Source organism: Bacteroides sp. MSK.20.82 (assembly GCF_019052485.1).
Taxonomy (GTDB): domain Bacteria; phylum Bacteroidota; class Bacteroidia; order Bacteroidales; family Bacteroidaceae; genus Bacteroides; species Bacteroides thetaiotaomicron.
In genome coordinates this window covers 40,333-63,185 of the sequence record NZ_JAHQUN010000005.1, presented here as the reverse complement: position 1 = coordinate 63,185, position 22,853 = coordinate 40,333, and the positions used below count along the sequence as shown (strand labels likewise).

Here is a 22,853-nt window from a genome sequence, read left to right as displayed (position 1 = left end):
GACCTTTTTTTTTCACACACAGTGTTCGTCAAGGTTTAGGTTTAGTTATTTATAAAAGTTTTGCTATTTAACAAAAGAAGTAGAATGCACATCTTTCGCTTTTTCCGGAACGCCTACCGGATGATCCAAATCAAGAACGATCACTCTTCCTTCTCCATTTTCTTTTGAATTAATAGTCACCTTAAATCCTTTAAATTCTGTTTCAGCTGCATCTTTTGCCGTTGGATAGAACTCTTCCAGATTATAAGAAACTCGTCCCCATCCCCGGTATCCAGTTACATCATCATACGTATTGTAACGTAATTCCAGATGTATATACCCATCTTCATCCACATTCAAAGCTTCCGGTGTTTCCGGAGCTTCCGGTTCTATCTTATTCTGTACAAGACTGATGCGGTGCTTTTCAGAACGAGGCAAATACTGATGGAAGATGATATTCAAAAACTTTCCTCCCAGCCACATATCTCCTTGATAAATCACGATAGGATCATTACCGAATTCCTCTTCATTTTCAGCCGTCATATCTTCCACCTCTTTTGTCAACACTTCCTGAATTCCTTCAATCTTTACCTGAGCACCCTTATCCGTATCAGCCAAAGGATTGAAAAAAGCAACTACTCGTTCACCGTCTACCGGTTTGTACCAAGGAATAGAACTGGCCACCGGATCAATCATACCCCAACGATCACCTTCCAGATAATAACCACCGCCACCGGTGGCACGAACTGTAGCCCAATCCCATCCTATGTCTCCAATTGAGTACCCATCGTCGTCACATGATTGCAGCGCAGGTACCAATGCGAGCAATAACATTACTAAAAGCCAATTAAATTTTTTCATATTTGTTCCTCTCTTTTTAATTCTTCTGCTATATAAATAAAAAAGCCGGGCATTTACTGCACCGGCTTTACGTTTATTCAGAAAAAGAAAGTTATTTTTTCAACAGTTCAAGCATTTTGCGAGCGGCATGCTGGGGAGCACCTGCAGGTCCCAACCGATCTGCCATATACTCATATTCGGCAAGCATACGATTCTTATACTCCTGATCTTCAATCAGTTTCTTTAGTTCATTCTGCATATTTCCGACTGTCATTGTATCTGCAACCAACTCCTTTACGACCTCACGGTCTGCAATCAGATTGACCAGTGAAATAAATTTCACTTTCAATATATGACGACGCAAAAACGAAACCACTTTTCCAATCGGTGTATAGTAACAAACCACCTGAGGAACACGGAACAAGGCTGTCTCAAGAGTCGCCGTACCCGAAGTGGCCAAAGCCACCTCCGCATGTTGTAGCAAACGATAGGTCTGGGCAAAGATTATTTTCACTTTAGCCTGCCCTACATATTGCTTGTAATACTCCGGAGCGATGCCGGGAGCACCGGCCAGTACCAGTTGATAATCGGGAAAAGCAGAAGCCGCCTTCAGCATATCCGGCAGATTATCCTTGATCTCCTGTTTCCGGCTTCCCGCCAATAGTGCGATTATCGGTTTATCCTCCAGGTTATTATCCGCCAAGAATGCTTCCGGATTTTTGGGATGAGCTTTCTGATAGGCAGTCACTTCATCTACCGTAGGATTTCCTACATAATGTATAGGATAGCGGTGTTTCAAAGTATAAAACTCCACTTCAAAAGGAAGAATGGAGAAAAGTTCATCCACATCACGTTTGATATTCTTTATGCGGTACTCCTTCCATGCCCATATCTTCGGAGAAATATAATAGAAGACAGGAATCTGCGTCTCGAAATGCACAAACTTAGCTATGTTAAGATTGAAACCGGGATAATCGACCAAGATCACCACATCGGGATTCCACGCCACAATATCTTCCTTGCAACGTTTCATATTTGCAAAAATCGTACGCAAATGAAGCAGTACTGGAATAAATCCCATATACGCCAGCTCTTTATAATGCTTCACCATCGTTCCTCCGACGGCAGCCATCAAATCTCCACCGAAAAAGCGGAAATCGGCCTGAGGATCTTCCGCCTTGAGGGCAGTCATCAAATGGGACGCATGCAAGTCTCCGGAAGCTTCACCGACAATCAGATAGTACTTCATGGGAATTTTGAATTAGGAGTTTTGATATTTGAAATCAGCACAATGCGTATGTCAGAATTCCAGTTGCTGACAATAGCCATTCAGTTCATCTATAAAGCCGTAAGCAGTCATATCGACTGTCGTTGGCGTGATAGCCACATATCCGTTTTCCAGCGCCCAATGATCATTGTTCTCATTTTCAAGTTCATGATCGGTGAATGAACCGGTCAGCCAAAAGTAATTATGGTCATCAAGACGGGGACAAGTTACCCATTCATTCACCCAGCATCCCTTTGCCTGTTCACAAACCTTCACTCCTTTGAGGTCGGGAGTATCGGGAAAGTTCACATTAAGACAAGTCAACGGGGGCAGTCCTTTTTCCAATATCATGGCAGCTATCTTGCGTATATAAGGACCCGAAGGTTCAAAATCAGCATCGGGCTGATGATTGCACAGAGAAAAACCAATCGAAGGAATTCCCTTCAGACAGCCTTCAATCACTACTCCCATCGTTCCTGAATAATGCACGTTAATAGCGGAATTATCTCCATGATTGATACCGCCTACGATCAGGTCAGGCTTCCGGTCGAGCACTGAGCCCAATGCCAGCTTGATACAATCGGTCGGCGTTCCTGTACATTTATATACAGTCAGTCCCACTTCTCTTTTGACCAGTTGATAATGAACCGGATGAGTCACCGTCAATGCACTGCCGCTGCCGGAGCGCGGAGAGTCGGGTGCCATTACAACAATTTCCCCCAACGGACGAAGGAACTTCACCAGTTCACTAATACCTTTAGCCATAACACCATCGTCATTCGAAACGAGGATCAACGGCTTCTTACTTTCCATATATTCAATCCTTTCCTTTTTAATGTTCGCACAAAAGTAGCAAAAAGTAACCGTACTGCCAACCGCTTATCTCCGAATATCATATTAATCACATCGCTATCTGACGAATATACACCCGTTTACAAATCTTAATCTTCTGCAAGCGAGTAAAAAAAGAAATAGATATCCAATATAAATATGTATATTTGCAAGCTCAAACAGAGAAAGTATGATGATAAAATCAACCAGGTTTCGGAACTGTTTCGTCCGGCAGTTATTAACAAAACCGGTGACTTATCAACAGAAAATGCAAAGTTTCTCTTTTTTCGTAGGCGCTCTAAGGAATTATCACTTATTTCGCTGCCAATAAATTTAGAGTATATGGGAAAAATAATTGCTTTGGCTAATCAAAAAGGGGGTGTAGGAAAGACCACGACTACGATTAATCTCGCAGCGTCACTTGCTACACTTGAAAAGAAAGTACTCGTGGTAGATGCAGACCCGCAAGCAAATGCCTCTTCCGGCCTGGGAGTGGACATCAAGCAGTCGGAATGCACTATCTATGAATGCATTATTGACAGAGCCAATGTACAGGACGCTATTCTTGACACAGAAATCGACTCTTTGAAAGTGATCTCTTCGCACATCAATCTTGTAGGAGCAGAGATTGAAATGCTGAACCTCCCAAACCGCGAAAAGATACTGAAAGAAGTGCTCACACCCTTGAAGAAAGAATATGACTATATTCTGATAGATTGTTCTCCTTCACTCGGACTGATTACCATCAATGCCCTGACGGCAGCCGACTCCGTGATCATCCCCGTGCAAGCTGAGTATTTTGCTCTCGAAGGCATCAGCAAACTGCTGAATACGATTAAAATCATCAAGTCGAAACTGAATCCCGCTCTGGAAATCGAAGGTTTCCTGCTGACGATGTATGACTCACGTCTGCGTCAGGCAAACCAGATTTACGACGAAGTGAAAAGACACTTCCAGGAATTAGTTTTCAACAGCGTGATCCAGCGAAATGTGAAACTGAGCGAGGCTCCCAGCTACGGTATCCCGACCATTCTTTATGATGCGGACTCTACCGGTGCCAAAAACCATCTCGCCCTTGCCAAAGAGATTATCAACAGAAATAAATAACCGAAGAAGATATGGCAACACAAAAAAGAAATGCATTAGGACGCGGACTTGACGCCCTGCTCTCAATGGATGATGTGAAAACCGAAGGTTCTTCTTCCATTAGTGAAATAGAGTTGGCGAAGATTACCGTCAACCCCAATCAGCCACGCCGCGAATTCGATCAAACGGCATTGCAGGAACTGGCTGATTCCATTGCGGAAATCGGTATCATACAGCCTATCACTCTACGCAAGCTCTCGGACGATGAGTATCAGATCATCGCGGGAGAGCGTCGTTACCGTGCTTCACAAAAAGCAGGACTGAAAACCATCCCTGCCTACATCCGCACTGCCGACGACGAAAACATGATGGAAATGGCGCTGATTGAAAACATACAGCGTGAAGACCTGAATGCGGTAGAAATAGCATTGGCTTATCAACATCTGCTGGACCAGTATGAACTGACACAGGAACGCCTGAGCGAACGTATCGGCAAGAACCGGACCACTATCGCCAACTACCTGCGTCTGCTGAAACTGCCGGCTCCTATACAGATGGCTCTACAAAACAAACAGCTAGATATGGGACATGCACGTGCATTGATTTCATTAGGCGACCCCAAACTTCAAGTAAAAATATTCGAAGAGATACAGGAACACGGATACTCCGTCCGCAAAGTAGAAGAGATTGTCAAATCGCTGAGCGAAGGAGAAGCTGTGAAAAGCGGCACACGGAAAATCACTCCGAAACGCAGCAAACTACCGGAAGAGTTTAATTTACTAAAGCAACAACTCACGGGATTTTTCAACACCAAGGTACAACTGACTTGCTCCGAAAAGGGGAAAGGAAAAATCAGTATTCCTTTCAGCAACGAGGAGGAACTGGAACGTATCATGGAAATCTTCGATACGCTAAAAAAGTAGATGACAAGAAAAAGTAAGAAATATCAGTTACCCATCATCACCCTGCTTCTCTGTTTTCTACAGGTGGCAGGGATTGATGTGTATGCACAAGAACCTGTGACTCCGGTACAGAAAGACAGTATTATTCAGAGCCGGGAAGCACCGAAAGCACGTGCACGAAGGCACCGGGATCCTGCTCAGGTGATGGATTCGTTGAAAAAGGATTCAATCAAAATATTGCATCCGGAACGCCTGCAAGCAACCGACAGTCTGTCTGCTGTCAAAATACAGATAGCCGACAGTCTTGACGCAGCCAATAAAAAAGAACTGAAGAAGATAGAACAGCCGGCACCTATTGTAGTGAAAACCGACACAGTACCTCCTGTGCAGGATCTCAACAAGAAACTGTTCATTCCCAACCCGACCAAAGCAACATGGCTTGCAGTCGTATTCCCTGGCGGAGGACAGATTTACAACCGTAAATACTGGAAACTACCTATTATATATGGAGGGTTTGCAGGATGTGCGTATGCCCTCAGCTGGAACGGGAAAATGTATAAAGACTATTCACAGGCCTATCTGGACATCATGGACAGTAATCCAAACACCAAGAGCTATGAAGATTTGCTGCCACCGAACGCCCAGTATAATGAAGAGCAACTGAAAAACACCTTGAAACGAAGAAAGGACTCGTTCCGTCGTTTTCGGGACCTTAGTATATTTGCATTTATCGGAGTATACCTTATCTCCATCATCGATGCCTATGTCGATGCGGAATTATCGAACTTCGACATTTCACCTGACTTGAGTATGAAGCTGGAGCCAACTGTCATCGACAATAACAGCCAGTTCCGCTCCAACAGTTACAAGAATAAGTCAGTGGGACTGCAATGCGTACTACGATTTTAAAAACACAATTTAGATTGAACTTATAATTAAAGCATGAAGAAATTAGAAAACTATTGTTCGATTATTTTCCTTTTCCTGTTGGCAACCACACAGGTAAAAGCTCAAAGTGTAGATGTAGTTATTCGTGAAAACGGAACCGAACGCAAAGAAAGCATCGATCTTCCAAAGAGTATGACTTACCCGCTCGACAGTCTGCTGAACGACTGGAAAGCTAAAAACTATATTGATTTAGGCAAAGATTGCAGTACGGCGGAAGTGAATCCTTTATTCAGTGATTCTGTCTACATTGACCGCCTTTCACGTATTCCGGCTGTCATGGAAATGCCTTATAATGACATTGTACGCAAATTCATCGATATGTACGCGGGTCGCCTGCGCAATCAGGTTTCATTCATGCTGAGCGCCTGCAATTTCTATATGCCTATTTTCGAAGAAGCACTGGACGCTTACGGACTTCCTTTGGAACTGAAGTACCTGCCGATTATCGAATCTGCACTGAATCCTTCGGCTGTGTCACGTGCCGGTGCTTCTGGACTGTGGCAATTCATGATTGGAACAGGAAAGATTTACGGTCTTGAATCCAATAGTCTGATAGACGAACGCCGCGACCCGATCAAAGCAACCTGGGCTGCCGCCCGTTACTTGAAAGAGATGTACGATATTTATGGAGACTGGAATCTGGTTATAGCAGCCTATAACTGTGGCCCAGGTACTATCAACAAGGCAATCCGCCGCGCCGGAGGCGAAACGGATTACTGGAAAATCTATAACCTGCTGCCTAAAGAGACACGCGGATATGTACCTGCTTTCATCGCAGCCAACTACGTGATGACATACTATTGCGACCACAACATCTGTCCGATGGAAACAAACATTCCGGCAAGCACAGATACGGTGCAAGTCACTAAAAACCTTCATTTCGAGCAGATTGCCGAACTTTGCAATGTTCCGCTGGAGGAAGTGAAAAGCCTGAATCCCCAATACAAGAAACAAGTGATTCCCGGCACGACCAAACCTTGTACATTACGTTTACCACAAAGTGCCATCAGTACGTTTATTGACAAGCAAGATACAATCTACGCACACCGTGCCGACGAGCTATTCCGCAACCGCAAAACCGTTGCAGTGAAAGAAGTTACTCCAACCACCCGCAGACAGACAAGCGCTGTTGCCGGTAAAGGAAAATTAACTTATTATAAGATAAAAAGTGGAGACACTCTTTCATCGATTGCCGAAAAGCTAGGCGTACGTGTCAAAGATATACAGCAGTGGAACGGTATGTCGAACACCAGAATCGCAGCAGGAAAACAATTGAAAATCTACAAATAAATGACTTCCCGCTTGCTTCATTCGGAAATTTGCTTATTTTTGCAAAAATAAGCGAATGAAAGGATAACGAATATGGATAATATAACCCCCAAAGAAATAGCAGATGAAGAGATGATCAATCAGGCGTTCCAGGAACTTCTGAATGATTATCTCCATACTAAACATCGCAAACGAGTTGAAATCATCACAAAAGCTTTCAACTTCGCTAATCAGGCACACAAAGGAATCAAACGCCGATCCGGCGAACCTTATATCATGCACCCGATTGCCGTTGCACAAATAGTATGTAACGAAATTGGTCTTGGTTCTACTTCTATCTGTGCGGCACTGCTGCACGACGTAGTAGAAGACACTGATTACACGGTAGAAGACATCGAAAATATCTTTGGACCGAAGATTGCCCAGATTGTAGACGGACTGACCAAAATCTCCGGAGGGATCTTCGGTGACCGTGCTTCGGCACAGGCAGAGAACTTCAAGAAGTTACTGCTCACCATGTCGAACGATATCCGAGTTATCCTGATCAAAATAGCCGACCGCTTGCACAATATGCGCACGCTGGGTTCCATGCTGCCCAACAAGCAATATAAGATAGCAGGAGAAACTCTCTACATCTATGCCCCGTTAGCCAACCGCCTAGGTCTGTACAAGATAAAAACAGAGCTTGAAAACCTCAGCTTCAAATATGAACACCCCGAAGAATATGCCGAAATAGAAGAAAAGCTGAATGCTACCGCTGCCGAACGCGACAAAGTATTCAACGACTTCACAGCTCCGATCCGCACCCAGCTGGATAAGATGGGGCTGAAATACCGGATTTTGGCACGTGTGAAATCGATCTACTCCATCTGGAACAAGATGCAGACCAAACACGTCCCGTTCGAGGAGATTTATGACTTGCTCGCTGTCCGCATCATCTTCGAACCACGCAACGTGGAAGAAGAGCTCAACGACTGTTTCGACATCTATGTCTCCATTTCCAAGATATACAAGCCTCATCCCGACCGCCTACGCGACTGGGTAAGCCACCCGAAGGCGAATGGTTACCAAGCATTGCACGTCACCCTGATGGGAAACAACGGACAATGGATCGAGGTACAGATTCGCAGCGAACGGATGAACGATGTTGCAGAACAAGGCTTTGCCGCCCACTGGAAATATAAAGAAGGAGGAGGCAGCGAAGACGAAGGTGAACTGGAGAAATGGCTGAAAACCATTAAAGAGATACTGGATGATCCGCAACCGGACGCAATCGACTTTTTGGATACGATCAAACTGAACCTGTTTGCTTCCGAAATCTTCGTGTTCACTCCGAAGGGAGAGTTAAAGACAATGCCACAAAACTCTACGGCACTGGATTTTGCCTTCTCACTGCACACAGATATCGGTAGCCATTGTATCGGCGCCAAGGTCAATCATAAACTGGTGCCGCTAAGCCATAAACTGCAAAGTGGAGATCAGGTTGAAATATTGACCTCCAAATCCCAACGTGTACAACCGCAATGGGAGGTATTTGCAACGACCGCCCGTGCTCGTGCCAAGATCGCAGCGATTCTTCGCAAAGAACGGAAAGCGAATCAGAAAATTGGCGAAGAGCTACTCAACGAGTTTCTGAAGAAGGAAGAAATACGTCCGGAAGAAGCTGTCATCGAGAAGTTGCGTAAATTTCACAACTTCAAGAATGAAGAAGAGTTACTGGCCGCTATCGGCAGCAAAGCCATTACTTTGGGAGAAGCGGACAAGAACGAGCTGAGAGAAAAGCAAACCAGCAACTGGAAGAAATACCTGACGTTCTCCTTCGGGAACAGCAACAAGGAAAAACCGGAAGAGAAAGAACCGCAGGAAAAAGAAAAGATCAATCCGAAAGAGATTCTTAAACTGACCGAAGAAAGCCTGCAAAAGAAATACATCATGGCCGAATGTTGTCATCCGATTCCCGGTGATGATGTTTTGGGTTACGTTGATGAAAACGACCGCATTATTATTCATAAACGCCAGTGCCCTGTTGCTGCCAAGCTGAAAAGCAGCTATGGTAACCGTATATTAGCGACCGAATGGGATACTCACAAAGAACTTTCTTTCCTCGTATATATCTATTTAAGAGGTATTGACAGCATGGGACTTCTGAATGAAGTGACTCAGGTCATTTCCAGACAGCTCAACGTGAACATCCGTAAACTTGCCATTGAAACGAATGACGGGATATTCGAAGGAAAGATTCAGCTATGGGTACACGATGTGGAAGATGTAAAGACAATCTGTAATAATCTGAAGAAGATTCAAAACATCAAACAGGTGAACCGGGTGGAGGAATAATTTATCGTCCGTCCAGTTCTTTCTTGATAGCCAGAAGCTCTTCCTTAATACCTTTCAGACGGTTCACAATTTCGTAATTGCGAACCGTGGCTTCCTTATTATCCTTCAACCGTTGACGGGCACCGGGAAGCGTCAGACCTTTCTCCTTCACCAGATGATAGATCAGACCAATCGTTTCCACATCCTCCTTTCGATACTGACGTATCCCCCTCCCCGTTGTCCTGGGAGAAATCTGCGGGAACTCCTTCTCCCAAAAACGAAGCAAGGATGCATTGACTCCAAACATATCGGCCACTTCGGCTATGGAGTAATATAATTTTAGTTCTTTGTCCGTATTCAGCATAGAAATCGTTGTTTTAAGAGATTAATCGAACACTTTACCGTGATTGGCGGCCAGTTGAATCATCTTCTCATAATCTTCCGCACTCAAGTCCATGAAGTAATAGTTGACAGGATTCACAACCTTTCCCTTCACGTGTACCTCATAGTGAAGATGAGGACCGGTGCTCTTACCTGTACTTCCCACTTTTCCAATCACCTCGCCACGCACCACCTTTTTCCCAACTTTCGTGTTATAGCTCTGTAAGTGAGCGTACCGAGTCAGATAACCGAAGCCATGATCAATCTCAATCGTATTGCCATATCCGGTTTCCCATCCTACTTTTACCACTGTACCGTCACCGGTCGCATAGACATCCGTTCCCGGATGAGCGGAGAAGTCCATTCCCGAATGAAACTTCGTCGTACCGTAAATCGGATCAATACGTGTTCCGTATCCGGAAGCAGTCTTGCGAAGGTCTTTATTGGAGATAGGCTGGATAGCCGGAATACATTTCAGCATTTCATCATGATTCTTACACATATCCACCACGTCATCGAAAGATTTGGACTGGATATAAAGTTGTTTGGACAGTACATCCAGCTTTTGGGTCGTATTTACCACCAGCTTGGAGTTTGCCAGATCCATCAGCTCCTCATACCGGTTCGTACCTCCAAAACCTGCCTGACGGATAGCCGGCGAAACAGGATCAGCTTGCAGAATCACCCGATACAGGTTATCGTCACGCTGCTGAATATCCTGCAGCACCCCCATCGCATCATCCAGACGGCGGGAAAGTACATTATATTGCGCCAAAAGACGGCTATTTTCGATTCGCAGCTCCTTCTCCGAAGGCGATCCGAACACTAGAAGCAAGACGATGAAGCATCCGGCTCCAAGTCCCATACCGATAAAAAGCCGGCGCAGAATGCTAAGTGCACGCTGCCGTACGGTAGGATAAATTCGGTCATAAGTCTGCGTCCTTGGATTGTAGATGTAGTAAACTTTGCGCATCTTTTTGGAAATATTTCGCTTGTTAATACGGCAAAAGTAATAAAAACAAGCTATCTTTGCACAGTTTTTTGAGAATATTAACCTCAACAATAGATATATAGAAGAATATGTTGACTGCAAAAGAGATCAGAGATTCATTCAAGAATTTCTTTGAGACGAAAGGACACCACATTGTTCCCTCGGCTCCGATGGTGATAAAAGATGACCCTACCCTGATGTTTACCAACGCAGGGATGAACCAGTTTAAAGATATTATTTTGGGTAACCACCCGGCCAAATACCACAGAGTCGCGGACTCTCAGAAATGTCTGCGTGTAAGCGGAAAGCATAATGACCTGGAAGAAGTGGGACACGATACGTACCACCACACCATGTTCGAAATGCTGGGCAACTGGTCATTCGGTGACTACTTCAAGAAAGAAGCCATCAACTGGGCATGGGAATATCTGGTAGAAGTATTGAAACTGAATCCGGAACACCTGTACGCCACTGTATTCGAAGGAAGCCCCGAAGAAGGACTGAGCCGTGACGACGAAGCCGCTTCTTACTGGGAACAGTATCTGCCGAAAGATCACATCATCAACGGCAACAAGCACGACAACTTCTGGGAAATGGGTGATACAGGCCCTTGCGGACCTTGTTCGGAAATCCACATCGACCTCCGTCCGGCAGAAGAACGTGCCAAAATCTCCGGCCGTGATCTCGTCAACCACGATCATCCCCAAGTGATTGAAATATGGAACCTTGTGTTCATGCAATATAACCGTAAAGCTGACGGCAGCCTCGAACCACTTCCTGCAAAGGTTATCGATACAGGTATGGGATTCGAACGCCTCTGTATGGCTTTGCAGGGCAAGACTTCCAACTACGATACAGACGTATTCCAGCCGATGCTGAAAGCGATTGCAGCAATGTCAGGCACAGAGTACGGAAAAGACAAACAGCAGGACATCGCCATGCGTGTAATCGCTGACCACATCCGTACGATTGCTTTCTCCATTACGGACGGTCAGCTGCCTTCCAATGCCAAGGCAGGTTATGTAATCCGCCGTATCCTCCGCCGCGCCGTTCGCTACGGATATACTTTCCTCGGACAGAAACAGTCATTCATGTACAAGCTGCTTCCGGTGTTGATCGACAACATGGGAGACGCTTATCCGGAACTGATCGCACAGAAAGGTCTGATCGAAAAAGTAATCAAGGAAGAAGAAGAAGCCTTCCTTCGCACGCTGGAAACAGGCATCCGTCTGCTGGATAAAACAATGGAAGATACAAAGGCCGCCGGAAAGACAGAAATCAGCGGTAAAGATGCCTTTACCTTATATGATACTTTCGGTTTTCCGTTAGACCTGACAGAACTGATTCTTCGCGAAAATGGAATGACAGTCAACATCGAAGAGTTCAACGCGGAAATGCAACAGCAGAAACAGCGTGCACGTAACGCTGCCGCCATCGAAACCGGTGACTGGGTGACTCTGAGAGAAGGAACAACCGAATTCGTAGGTTACGACTATACTGAATACGAAGCATCTATTCTCCGCTATCGTCAGATCAAGCAGAAAAACCAGACACTGTATCAGATCGTACTTGACTGTACTCCGTTCTATGCAGAAAGCGGTGGTCAGGTAGGCGACACCGGTGTATTGGTCAGCGAATTCGAGACCATCGAAGTGATTGACACCAAGAAAGAGAACAATCTACCGATACATATTACCAAAAAGTTGCCGGAACATCCGGAAGCTCCGATGATGGCTTGTGTAGACACCGACAAACGGGCAGCCTGCGCAGCCAATCACTCGGCAACTCACCTGCTGGACTCTGCCCTGCGTGAAGTACTGGGTGAGCATATCGAACAGAAAGGTTCGTTAGTAACACCAGATTCACTGCGTTTCGACTTCTCTCACTTCCAGAAGGTGACCGACGAAGAAATCCGCCAGGTAGAACACCTGGTGAATGCCAAGATTCGTGCCAACATACCTTTGAAGGAATACCGCAACATTCCTATCGAGGAAGCGAAAGAGCTGGGAGCTATCGCCCTCTTCGGTGAAAAGTACGGTGAAAGAGTACGTGTCATCCAGTTCGGTTCTTCTATCGAATTCTGTGGAGGTATCCACGTAGCCGCAACCGGAAATATCGGTATGGTGAAGATCATTTCCGAAAGCTCTGTTGCAGCCGGTGTACGCCGTATCGAAGCATATACGGGAGCCCGTGTGGAAGAAATGCTGGATACCATCCAGGATACGATCAGTGAATTGAAATCGCTCTTCAACAACGCACCCGACCTGGGTATTGCCATCCGCAAGTATATTGAGGAAAACGCAGGACTGAAAAAGCAGGTAGAAGACTACATGAAAGAGAAAGAAGCCTCGCTGAAAGAAAGACTGCTGAAGAATATACAGGAAATTCACGGTATCAAGGTAATCAAGTTCTGTGCTCCGTTGCCGGCGGAAGTGGTGAAGAATATCGCCTTCCAGCTTCGCGGTGAAATCACAGAAAACCTATTCTTTGTGGCCGGAAGCCTCGACAACGGCAAGCCTATGCTGACCGTCATGCTAAGTGACAATCTGGTGGCCGGTGGCTTGAAAGCAGGCAACCTGGTGAAAGAAGCAGCCAAACTGATTCAAGGCGGCGGAGGCGGTCAACCTCACTTCGCTACTGCCGGAGGCAAGAATACAGACGGACTGAATGCCGCTATCGAAAAGGTACTGGAACTCGCAGGTATCTAAAAAAGCAGTAACATACATCCAATACAAGAACCGTGTCTTAAAGTCACCCGCACTTTAAGGCACGGTTTTTTATTTCAGATTCCAGTGTCAACAGCAACTAATCAGCCTCCTGCCAAAAATATTCGTGATATAAACTCAATTATCACAACTTTTTCCTACCTTTGTAAACAGATTAATTATTTTTCTTATCCTTCAAATAATAAAATAAGTAATCACCAATACCCGTACACCGATGAAAACACCTATTTACCTACTTCTAATCGTTTGCATTTTTGCATCCTGCAACACCAAACAGACAAAAGCTGAAATTGATTACACATCGTATGTAAATCCTTTTATTGGCACCGATTTCACAGGAAACACTTATCCCGGCGCACAAGCCCCCTTCGGTATGGTGCAGCTCAGCCCGGACAACGGACTTCCGGGATGGGACCGCATCTCCGGCTATTTTTATCCGGACAGCACCATCGCCGGCTTCAGCCATACCCACCTTTCGGGAACAGGTGCAGGCGACTTGTACGACATCTCTTTCATGCCGGTCACACTGCCCTACAAAGAGGCAGAAGCGCCGCTGGGCATCTACTCCAAGTTTTCTCACGATGAAGAGAGTGCCTATGCAGGCTACTATCAAGTACGTCTGAAAGACTACCATATCAATGTGGAACTGACCGCAACCGAACGTTGTGGCATCCAGCGATACACCTTCCCCAAAGCCGAAGCCGCCATCTTCCTGAATCTGAAGAAAGCCATGAACTGGGACTTCACAAACGATTCGCACATCGAAGTAGTGGACTCTGTGACGATTCAAGGATACCGTTACTCCGACGGCTGGGCACGCGACCAGCGAATCTACTTCCGCACCCGCTTCTCCAAGCCTTTCGACAAGGTGAAACTGGATACGACTGCCATTATCAAAGACAAGCAACACATCGGTACGGCTGTCATCGCACGTTTTGACTTCCATACCGAAGAAGGAGAACAGATTCTCGTCAATACCGCCATTTCCGGCGTCAGCATGGAAGGCGCAGCCAAGAACCTGCAAGCCGAAGTGCCCGAAAATGACTTCGACAAGTATCTGGCAGAAACAAAAGCAAACTGGAACCGCCAACTGGGAAAGATCGAAGTCGAGAGTAACAATCAAGACGATAAAGTAAACTTTTATACAGCTCTGTACCACTCGATGATCGCGCCTACGATTTACAGTGACGTAGACGGAGCCTATTACGGTCCCGACAAAAAAGTACATCAGAGTGACGGCTGGGTGAATTACAGCACTTTCTCCCTTTGGGATACCTACCGTGCCGCCCATCCCCTTTTCACATATACCGAGCCGGAACGTGTCAACGACATGGTAAAATCCTTCATCGCCTTCTTTGAACAGAACGGACGCCTGCCCGTATGGAACTTCTACGGGAGTGAAACCGATATGATGATCGGCTATCATGCCGTTCCCGTGATTGTAGACGCTTATCTGAAAGGTATAGGCAACTTTGATGCGGAGAAAGCACTGGCCGCCTGCGTAGCTACCGCCAACTTGGATAACTACCGGGGCATCGGGCTATACAAGCAATTAGGCTATATTCCTTACAATGTGACAGATCATTACAATGCCGAAAATTGGTCACTGTCCAAAACACTGGAATATGCATTTGACGATTACTGCATCGCTGAGATGGCGAACAAGATGGGTAAGAAGGAGATAGCGGACGAATTCTACAAACGTTCTCATAACTACAAGAATGTTTACAACCCGGCCACTTCGTTCATGCAGCCGCGTGACGATAAAGGAAACTTTATCAAAGACTTCAAAGCCGACGAATACACTCCGCATATCTGCGAAAGTAACGGCTGGCAATACTTTTGGTCCGTGCAGCATGACATAGACGGTCTGATTGATCTCACAGGAGGCACAAGCCGCTTTGCAGAGAAACTGGACAGTATGTTTACCTACCATCCGGCAGCCGACGAAGAACTTCCCATCTTCAGCACGGGAATGATCGGACAATATGCTCACGGCAATGAACCGAGCCATCACGTAATCTATCTCTTCAATGCCGTAGGACAACAAAACCTGACACAGAAATACGTTGCCAAAGTAATGAACGAGCTTTACAAGAACGAGCCTGCCGGTCTTTGCGGAAACGAAGACTGCGGACAAATGTCTGCCTGGTACGTATTCAGCGCAATGGGATTCTATCCTGTCAATCCGGTCAGCGGAAAGTATGAAATCGGTACTCCCCTGTTCCCGGAGATGAAGTTGCATCTGGCTAACGGAAAGACATTTACAGTACTTGCCCCCAAAGTGAGCAAAGAGAATATTTACATTCAATCTATCAAAGTAGACGGTCAACCGTACAACAAGACCTACCTTACCCATGAACAGATTATGAGCGGTGCCACCGTCGAATTTGAAATGGGGAATACTCCCTTAGTGGAAGTCGAATTTGAAGAACAAACCCAGTAGGTCCACCTAAACTAATCTATCGGAAAAATGGATGAAAACTTCGACTTAACCTACAAAGCTCTATTCCGCAGGTACTACCCCAGCCTGATATTCTATGCCACCCGACTGGTAGGAGAAGAAGAGGCGGAGGATGTAGTGCAGGACGTGTTCGTAGAGCTTTGGAAACGAAAAGACAGCATAGAGATAGGAGAGCAGATTCAGGCTTTCCTCTATCGTGCTGTCTATACACGTGCCCTTAACGTATTGAAACATCGTAATGTAGAAGATGGCTATTGCGCCGCCATGGAAGAGATAAACCGGAGGCGTGCAGAGTTTTATCAGCCGGACAACAACGAAGTGATCCGCAAGATCGAAGACCGGGAATTGCGGAAAGAGATTCACGATGCAATCAATGAGCTTCCGGACAAGTGCAAAGAAGTTTTCAAGCTCAGCTATCTGCACGACATGAAAAATAAGGAGATAGCCGATGTACTGGGAGTTTCACTCCGCACGGTAGAGGCACATATGTATAAGGCATTGAAGTTCCTGCGAAATCGTCTCGGACATCTTTGGTTCATTCTCCTCTTATTTTTATTGGATTAAAGATAAGTGTTTTTGGGTTTTCAATTGTATTACTTATATGAAGGAAAAGAAAATGAGAAATCTGAGCGAAGAAATAATAAACAAATATCTGACTGGTCAGTGTTCTGAAGAAGAGCTGATCAAGGTGAATGCCTGGATCAGCGAATCGGACGAAAATGCCCGCCAGTTGTTCCGCATGGAAGAAATTTATCATCTGGGTAAATTCGACCATTATGCCGATGAACAGAGAATGGCTAATGCGGAAAAAAGGCTTTATAAACAACTGTCTCAAGAGAAAAAGAAGAAAGATAAAGTACTGCATATGCATCGCTGGATGAGGTATGCGGCCATCCTTGCCGTCGCTTTACTAATGGGCGGAGGAGCCGGATATTGGTTCTACAACCGACCGGAGCATCAGATGCTGGTAGCCGTTGCCAATGAAGGCATCGTGAAAGAAGTTGTCTTGCCGGACGGGACGAAAGTCTGGCTGAACAATGCCGCCATGCTGAAGTACCCGCGCGAATTCTCCGAAAAAGAACGTAATGTGTATCTAGACGGAGAAGCCTATTTCGAAGTAACCAAAAACCGCCATAAACCATTCACGGTAGAAAGCGACGCTATGCGCGTACGTGTACTGGGAACCACTTTCAACTTCAAGTGCGACAAACGTTGCCGGATAGCCGAAGCGACCTTGATCGAAGGAGAAATCGAAGTGAAAGGCAACAAGGACGAAGGACAAATTGTCCTCGCCCCCGGTCAGCGTGCCGAACTGAACAGAAACAGCGGACGGCTGACGGTGAAACAGGTCGATGCGAAACTGGATGCTGTATGGCGTGACAATCTGATACCATTCAATAAAGCAAACATATTTACCATCACCAAAGCACTGGAACGCTTCTACGACGTGAAAATCATTCTGTCTCCTGACATTCGGTCGGACAAAACATATTCGGGTGTATTGAAGAAAAAATCAACCATCGAATCGGTATTGAAATCCTTGCAGAATTCCATACCTATTGAATATAAAATCGTAGGAAACAACATCTTTATCTCTTCAGATAAAAAATGAGTCCTGTGTTAAACTTAAACTAATAAACGACATGAAATTAAAGACACTTCTGATAGGATGTTACGGAGGATTTATAATGCTCAACTCCTGCACAGAGTCCCCCAGTGTAAAAGATTATAGTGCTTATGTCAATCCTTTCATAGGCACCGGCGGACATGGACATACTTTCCCTGGAGCCGTAGTTCCGCACGGTATGATCCAGCCCAGTCCGGACACCCGGATCGACGGCTGGGACGCTTGCTCCGGTTATTATTACGACGACAACACGATCAACGGTTTTTCGCATACCCACGTCAGCGGTACAGGCTGTTGTGACTACGGAGATGTATTACTGATGCCGATTGTCGGCAAACCGCAGTATCTGACAACTGATCCGGAAAGCCAGAAACTGGCTTACGCCTCTGCTTTCTCGCACGAGAATGAGACTGCGGAACCCGGATATTACTCCGTCTTCCTCGACACCTATCAGGTAAAAGCGGAAATCACAGCTACCAAACGCGGCGCCATCCACCGCTACACTTTCCCCGAAAGCACAGAATCCGGATTTATCATCGATCTGGACTACAGCCTGCAACGGCAGACCAACTACGAGATGGAAATCGAAGTTATCAGTGACACGGAAATCTGCGGACATAAGAAGACGACTTACTGGGCTTTCGACCAGTATATTAACTTCTACGCCAAGTTTTCCAAACCGTTCGCATATACCCTCATCACCGACTCTGTCACAATGGAGAACGGCAAACGCCTGCCTGTATGCAAAGCCGTACTGCACTTTAATACAAAGAAAGACGAAGAAGTACTGGTAAAAGTGGGTGTATCCGCTGTCGATATCGCTGGCGCACGCAAGAATGTGGAATCCGAAATTCCCGAATGGGACTTCGACAAGGTACGAAAAGATGCCCGCACCGCCTGGAATAATTATCTGTCTAAAATAGACATCACCACTTCCGATAAAGAAGATAAAACCATTTTCTATACCGCTCTGTATCATACGGCCATCAGCCCGAACCTGTTTACGGATGCGGACGGACGCTATCTCGGCATGGATCTCGAAGTACATCAGGGAGATACCATTAATCCGCTGTATACTGTCTTCTCCCTGTGGGATACTTTCCGTGCACTGCACCCGCTGATGACGATCATCGACCCGAATCTGAACAATCAGTTCATCAATTCACTGATCAGGAAACATCAGGAAGGCGGAATATACCCGATGTGGGATCTGGCTTCCAACTACACTGGAACGATGATCGGATATCATGCGGTCCCCGTTATCGTGGATGCCTATATGAAAGGTTACCGCAATTTTGATGCTCACGAAGCATATAAAGCCAGTCTACGGGCAGCCGAATATGACACTACAGGTATCAAATGCCCCGATCTGGTGCTGCCGCATCTGATGCCCAAAGCGAAGTATTATAAAAACGCCATCGGCTACATCCCCTGCGACCGCGAAAATGAATCTGTAGCCAAAGCGCTGGAATATGCCTACGACGACTGGTGTATCTCCATCTTTGCCGAAGCAATGAACGACTTCGAAAACAAAGCAAAGTATGAACGTTTCGCCAAAGCCTACGAGTTCTATTTCGACAAATCGACCCGCTTCATGCGCGGACTGGATTCGAATGGCGAATGGCGCACCCCATTCAACCCGCGTGCCTCCACTCACCGTAGCGATGACTATTGCGAAGGAACCGCCTGGCAGTGGACCTGGTTTGTTCCGCACGATGTGGAAGGACTTGTAAAACTGATGGGAGGCGAGGAGGCTTTTGTAGAAAAGCTGGATTCGCTGTTTACAGTCGATTCGAGTCTGGACGGAGAAACCACCTCGGCTGATATCAGCGGACTGATCGGTCAGTATGCACATGGCAATGAGCCGAGTCATCACGTGATTCATCTGTACAACTATGTGAATCGTCCGTGGAGAACGCAGGAATTAGTGGACAGTGTCTACCGGAGCCAGTATGCCAACAACGTCGACGGGTTGTCCGGCAATGAAGACTGCGGACAGATGTCGGCATGGTACATACTCAACTCGATGGGATTCTATCAGGTATGCCCGGGCAAACCGGTGTATTCTATCGGACGTCCGGCTTTCGACAAAGCTGTGATCAATCTCCCCAATGAAAAGACATTCAGCATCGTGGTGAAGAACAACTCCAAAAGCAACAAATATATCGAAAGCGTATTGCTGAACGGCAAAGCTCTGGACACGCCATTCTTCGGACATCAGGACATTGTAGCAGGCGGAATCATGGAGATCAAAATGACTGACCATCCTACACAATGGGGAAGTAACAACTCTTCTCAATAATCATATAAAAACCATTACTTATCATGAAAAGACTCTTATTGATAGCTTGTGTACTTAGTTGTACGCTATTGTCCCAAGCCAAAGACTGGACGCAGTATGTCAATCCGCTGATGGGTTCCCAGTCTACTTTTGAGTTATCAACAGGTAATACTTATCCGGCTATTGCCCGTCCCTGGGGTATGAACTTCTGGACTCCACAGACAGGCAAAATGGGAGACGGATGGCAATATACCTATACCGCCAACAAAATCCGCGGGTTCAAACAGACACACCAGCCCAGTCCGTGGATCAATGATTATGGTCAGTTCTCGATTATGCCGATAGTGGGCCAACCGTTGTTTGACGAAGAGAAACGGGCAAGCTGGTTTGCACATAAAGGAGAAGTGGCAACTCCTTACTACTACAAAGTATACCTGGCAGAACACGATATAGTCACCGAAATGACACCGACGGAACGTGCCGTGCTTTTTCGTTTCACTTTCCCGGAGAATGATCATTCTTATGTGGTCGTAGATGCCTTCGACAAAGGTTCTTACATCAAGATTCTTCCGGAAGAGAATAAGATAATCGGTTATACGACACGCAACAGCGGTGGTGTTCCTGAAAACTTCAAGAACTACTTTATCATCGAGTTCGACAAACCTTTCACCTATAAGGCTACGGTAGAAAACGGAAATCTGCAAGAGAACGTAGCGGAACAGATGACCGACCATGCCGGAGCGATCATCGGATTCAAAACCCGCAAAGGGGAACAGGTGAATGCACGTATCGCCTCTTCTTTTATCAGCTTTGAGCAGGCTGCTGCTAATATGAACGAACTGGGCAAAGATAACATAGAACAACTCGCCCAAAAAGGAAAAGATGCCTGGAATCAAGTACTGGGTAAAATAGAAGTAGAAGGCGGTAATCTGGATCAGTACCGTACATTCTACTCCTGCCTGTATCGTTCGCTGCTATTCCCGCGCAAGTTCTATGAACTGGATGCAAACGGCCAGCCCATCCATTACAGTCCGTATAACGGGCAGGTACTTACGGGATATATGTTTACCGATACCGGTTTCTGGGATACATTCCGCTGCCTCTTTCCGCTGCTGAATCTGATGTACCCGTCGGTCAACAAAGAGATGCAGGAAGGATTAATCAACACGTATAAGGAAAGCGGTTTCTTCCCCGAATGGGCAAGTCCGGGACACAGAGGTTGTATGGTTGGAAATAACTCCGCATCAATCCTTGTGGACGCTTATATGAAGGGAGTAAAAGTCGATGATATCAAAACGCTGTATGAAGGACTGATTCACGGAACGGAGAATGTACATCCGGAGGTTTCTTCCACCGGACGATTGGGATACGAGTACTATAATAAACTGGGATACGTACCCTACGATGTGAAAATCAACGAGAACGCCGCCCGTACTTTGGAATATGCATACGATGACTGGTGTATCTACCGGTTGGCAAAAGAGCTGAAACGTCCCAAGAAAGAAATCAACCTGTTTGCCAAACGTGCCATGAATTACAAGAATCTTTTCGATAAAGAATCCAAGCTGATGCGTGGTCGCAACGAAGACGGTACATTCCAGTCTCCTTTCTCACCGCTGAAATGGGGAGATGCCTTTACGGAAGGAAATAGCTGGCATTATACCTGGTCTGTCTTCCACGATCCGCAAGGTCTTATTGACCTGATGGGCGGGAAAGAGATGTTTGTTACCATGATGGATTCCGTATTTGCCGTACCGCCCATTTTTGATGACAGCTATTACGGACAGGTAATTCACGAAATTCGTGAAATGACTGTGATGAATATGGGCAACTACGCGCATGGAAATCAACCGATCCAGCACATGATTTACCTCTATGACTATGCGGGACAACCGTGGAAGGCTCAATACTGGTTACGTCAGGTAATGGACAGAATGTACACGCCCGGACCGGACGGTTACTGCGGAGACGAAGACAACGGACAAACTTCTGCCTGGTATGTGTTCTCTGCGCTGGGTTTCTACCCTGTTTGCCCTGGAACGGACGAATATGTGATGGGAACTCCTCTGTTCAAAAAGGCTACTCTTCACTTCGAGAACGGCAATAGTCTTGTTATCGACGCGCCCAATAACAGCACGGAAAATTTCTATATTGATTCCATGAACTTCAATGGTGCTGATCATACCAAGAATTATCTGCGTCACGAAGATTTGTTCAAGGGAGGTACTATCAAAGTAGACATGAGTAATCGGCCGAATCTGAACAGAGGAACCAAAGAAGAGGATATGCCTTATTCTTTTTCCAAAGAACAGTAGTTAGTTCATCGATTAAATTCACGTTCCTATATTAGGCCCTTTTTCTTCCGGTTTTCTGACTTTCTCTCTGTTCTGAAAGACTTTATCCGGATAATGGCAAAAAAAACGATAGCCTGAAAGTAAACTTCTTTACTTTCAGGCTATTTTTCAGTTAGTATTCACTACTTTTGCCGGACAAACAACTATAAATCATGGAAGAAGAAATTGACTTTACCAAAGTCCCCTATCAGTACGCAATGTGCCTCAATCGGGAATGTTCAAAAGCAAACACTTGCTTAAGACTACTTACAGCACAAAGCGTACCGGAAAAGATTGAATACTGGGTTATTATCAGTCCCAAACATCTCGCTGCCCAACAAGGGAATTGTCCTTATTATCGTTCTAATGTCAAAGTACGTTATGCTAAGGGATTCATCAGAATGTTAGAAGACTTGCCTTATAAGCAAATGCAAACTGTCATATCACATTTAATGAGCTATTTTGGTCGCAGAACTTACTACCGCATCCGCAAAGGCGAACGCCTCCTTACCCCCTCCGAGCAACAAAGAATATTAAATATCCTCAAGAATTGCGGAGCAACTCATCTACAAAACTTTGATGCATACGTTGAAGATTATGACTGGTGATCGG

Annotated in this window: 17 protein-coding genes; 12 read left to right on the top strand and 5 right to left on the bottom strand. The window is 45.8% G+C overall.

Annotated features, from left to right (window positions below):
* Positions 1-63 precede the first annotated feature (63 nt).
* The 3 genes from KTR07_RS07420 to surE form a co-directional block, all read right to left on the bottom strand.
* A complete protein-coding gene (locus tag KTR07_RS07420) occupies positions 64-840 on the bottom strand; it encodes a NigD-like protein (protein ID WP_008764239.1) in 777 nt (258 codons plus the stop codon).
* Positions 841-931: 91 nt separating this feature from the next.
* Positions 932-2,068, bottom strand: a complete 1,137-nt coding sequence (gene lpxB, locus KTR07_RS07415; RefSeq protein ID WP_113748828.1) for a lipid-A-disaccharide synthase — start codon at positions 2,066-2,068, stop codon at positions 932-934.
* Positions 2,069-2,119: 51 nt separating this feature from the next.
* Positions 2,120-2,899 carry a 5'/3'-nucleotidase SurE gene (surE, locus tag KTR07_RS07410; RefSeq protein WP_008760918.1) on the bottom strand — a complete coding sequence of 260 codons (780 nt, stop codon included), beginning with the start codon at positions 2,897-2,899 and terminating at the stop codon, positions 2,120-2,122.
* A 360-nt stretch (positions 2,900-3,259) separates the two neighbouring features.
* On the opposite strand from surE, the gene KTR07_RS07405 reads away from it, so the two are divergent.
* From KTR07_RS07405 to KTR07_RS07385, 5 genes are all read left to right on the top strand, one after another.
* Positions 3,260-4,024 (top strand): ParA family protein, encoded by a 765-nt coding sequence (locus KTR07_RS07405; RefSeq protein WP_016269488.1) that lies wholly within the window; start codon positions 3,260-3,262, stop codon positions 4,022-4,024.
* Positions 4,025-4,035: 11 nt separating this feature from the next.
* Positions 4,036-4,926, top strand: coding sequence for a ParB/RepB/Spo0J family partition protein (locus tag KTR07_RS07400; protein WP_008760916.1), 891 nt, complete (start codon positions 4,036-4,038; stop codon positions 4,924-4,926).
* Positions 4,927-5,814: a DUF5683 domain-containing protein gene (locus tag KTR07_RS07395; RefSeq protein WP_008764236.1), complete on the top strand. Its 888-nt coding sequence runs from the start codon at positions 4,927-4,929 to the stop codon at positions 5,812-5,814.
* 33 nt (positions 5,815-5,847) lie between these two features.
* Positions 5,848-7,143: a lytic transglycosylase domain-containing protein gene (locus tag KTR07_RS07390; protein WP_048695033.1), complete on the top strand. Its 1,296-nt coding sequence runs from the start codon at positions 5,848-5,850 to the stop codon at positions 7,141-7,143.
* A 72-nt stretch (positions 7,144-7,215) separates the two neighbouring features.
* On the top strand, positions 7,216-9,459 hold the full coding sequence (locus KTR07_RS07385) for a bifunctional (p)ppGpp synthetase/guanosine-3',5'-bis(diphosphate) 3'-pyrophosphohydrolase (protein WP_008760913.1): 2,244 nt from the start codon (positions 7,216-7,218) through the stop codon (positions 9,457-9,459).
* A 1-nt stretch (position 9,460) separates the two neighbouring features.
* On the opposite strand, the gene KTR07_RS07380 is transcribed toward KTR07_RS07385, so the two are convergent.
* Both KTR07_RS07380 and KTR07_RS07375 read right to left on the bottom strand, forming a co-directional pair.
* Positions 9,461-9,802, bottom strand: a complete 342-nt coding sequence (locus tag KTR07_RS07380) for a MerR family transcriptional regulator (RefSeq protein WP_008760912.1) — start codon at positions 9,800-9,802, stop codon at positions 9,461-9,463.
* Positions 9,803-9,823: 21 nt separating this feature from the next.
* Entirely contained in the window at positions 9,824-10,792 is a 969-nt protein-coding gene (locus tag KTR07_RS07375) for a M23 family metallopeptidase (RefSeq protein WP_008760911.1), read from the bottom strand.
* A 107-nt stretch (positions 10,793-10,899) separates the two neighbouring features.
* Here KTR07_RS07375 and alaS point away from each other — a divergent pair, with 107 nt between their 5' ends.
* The 7 genes from alaS (at position 10,900) to KTR07_RS07340 (ending at position 22,849) form a co-directional block, all read left to right on the top strand.
* Positions 10,900-13,518, top strand: coding sequence for an alanine--tRNA ligase (gene alaS, locus KTR07_RS07370; RefSeq protein WP_048695027.1), 2,619 nt, complete (start codon positions 10,900-10,902; stop codon positions 13,516-13,518).
* Positions 13,519-13,750: 232 nt separating this feature from the next.
* Positions 13,751-15,982, top strand: a complete 2,232-nt coding sequence (locus KTR07_RS07365; RefSeq protein WP_048695024.1) for a GH92 family glycosyl hydrolase — start codon at positions 13,751-13,753, stop codon at positions 15,980-15,982.
* Positions 15,983-16,009: 27 nt separating this feature from the next.
* On the top strand, positions 16,010-16,564 hold the full coding sequence (locus tag KTR07_RS07360) for an RNA polymerase sigma-70 factor (protein ID WP_008760908.1): 555 nt from the start codon (positions 16,010-16,012) through the stop codon (positions 16,562-16,564).
* Between the two features lie 37 nt (positions 16,565-16,601).
* Complete coding sequence (locus KTR07_RS07355; RefSeq protein WP_032814424.1) at positions 16,602-17,612, top strand: FecR family protein; 1,011 nt, start codon at positions 16,602-16,604, stop codon at positions 17,610-17,612.
* Positions 17,613-17,643: 31 nt separating this feature from the next.
* Positions 17,644-19,929 (top strand): GH92 family glycosyl hydrolase, encoded by a 2,286-nt coding sequence (locus KTR07_RS07350; protein ID WP_048695020.1) that lies wholly within the window; start codon positions 17,644-17,646, stop codon positions 19,927-19,929.
* A 23-nt stretch (positions 19,930-19,952) separates the two neighbouring features.
* The gene (locus KTR07_RS07345; protein ID WP_048695017.1) at positions 19,953-22,223 is read left to right on the top strand and encodes a GH92 family glycosyl hydrolase; all 2,271 of its coding nucleotides are present in this window, start codon (positions 19,953-19,955) and stop codon (positions 22,221-22,223) included.
* A 191-nt stretch (positions 22,224-22,414) separates the two neighbouring features.
* Entirely contained in the window at positions 22,415-22,849 is a 435-nt protein-coding gene (locus KTR07_RS07340; RefSeq protein WP_008760904.1) for a DUF6078 family protein, read from the top strand.
* Positions 22,850-22,853: the final 4 nt, after the last annotated feature.

Excerpts from the sequence above, each read along its gene's own strand:
- KTR07_RS07420 (WP_008764239.1), bottom strand. The coding sequence starts at position 840 with ATGAAAAAATTTAATTGGCTTTTAGTAATGTTATTGCTCGCATTGGTA.
- lpxB (WP_113748828.1), bottom strand. The coding sequence starts at position 2,068 with ATGAAGTACTATCTGATTGTCGGTGAAGCTTCCGGAGACTTGCATGCG.
- surE (WP_008760918.1), bottom strand. The coding sequence starts at position 2,899 with ATGGAAAGTAAGAAGCCGTTGATCCTCGTTTCGAATGACGATGGTGTT.
- KTR07_RS07405 (WP_016269488.1), top strand. The coding sequence starts at position 3,260 with ATGGGAAAAATAATTGCTTTGGCTAATCAAAAAGGGGGTGTAGGAAAG.
- KTR07_RS07400 (WP_008760916.1), top strand. The coding sequence starts at position 4,036 with ATGGCAACACAAAAAAGAAATGCATTAGGACGCGGACTTGACGCCCTG.
- KTR07_RS07395 (WP_008764236.1), top strand. The coding sequence starts at position 4,927 with ATGACAAGAAAAAGTAAGAAATATCAGTTACCCATCATCACCCTGCTT.
- KTR07_RS07390 (WP_048695033.1), top strand. The coding sequence starts at position 5,848 with ATGAAGAAATTAGAAAACTATTGTTCGATTATTTTCCTTTTCCTGTTG.
- KTR07_RS07385 (WP_008760913.1), top strand. The coding sequence starts at position 7,216 with ATGGATAATATAACCCCCAAAGAAATAGCAGATGAAGAGATGATCAAT.
- KTR07_RS07380 (WP_008760912.1), bottom strand. The coding sequence starts at position 9,802 with ATGCTGAATACGGACAAAGAACTAAAATTATATTACTCCATAGCCGAA.
- KTR07_RS07375 (WP_008760911.1), bottom strand. The coding sequence starts at position 10,792 with ATGCGCAAAGTTTACTACATCTACAATCCAAGGACGCAGACTTATGAC.
- alaS (WP_048695027.1), top strand. The coding sequence starts at position 10,900 with ATGTTGACTGCAAAAGAGATCAGAGATTCATTCAAGAATTTCTTTGAG.
- KTR07_RS07365 (WP_048695024.1), top strand. The coding sequence starts at position 13,751 with ATGAAAACACCTATTTACCTACTTCTAATCGTTTGCATTTTTGCATCC.
- KTR07_RS07360 (WP_008760908.1), top strand. The coding sequence starts at position 16,010 with ATGGATGAAAACTTCGACTTAACCTACAAAGCTCTATTCCGCAGGTAC.
- KTR07_RS07355 (WP_032814424.1), top strand. The coding sequence starts at position 16,602 with ATGAAGGAAAAGAAAATGAGAAATCTGAGCGAAGAAATAATAAACAAA.
- KTR07_RS07350 (WP_048695020.1), top strand. The coding sequence starts at position 17,644 with ATGAAATTAAAGACACTTCTGATAGGATGTTACGGAGGATTTATAATG.
- KTR07_RS07345 (WP_048695017.1), top strand. The coding sequence starts at position 19,953 with ATGAAAAGACTCTTATTGATAGCTTGTGTACTTAGTTGTACGCTATTG.
- KTR07_RS07340 (WP_008760904.1), top strand. The coding sequence starts at position 22,415 with ATGGAAGAAGAAATTGACTTTACCAAAGTCCCCTATCAGTACGCAATG.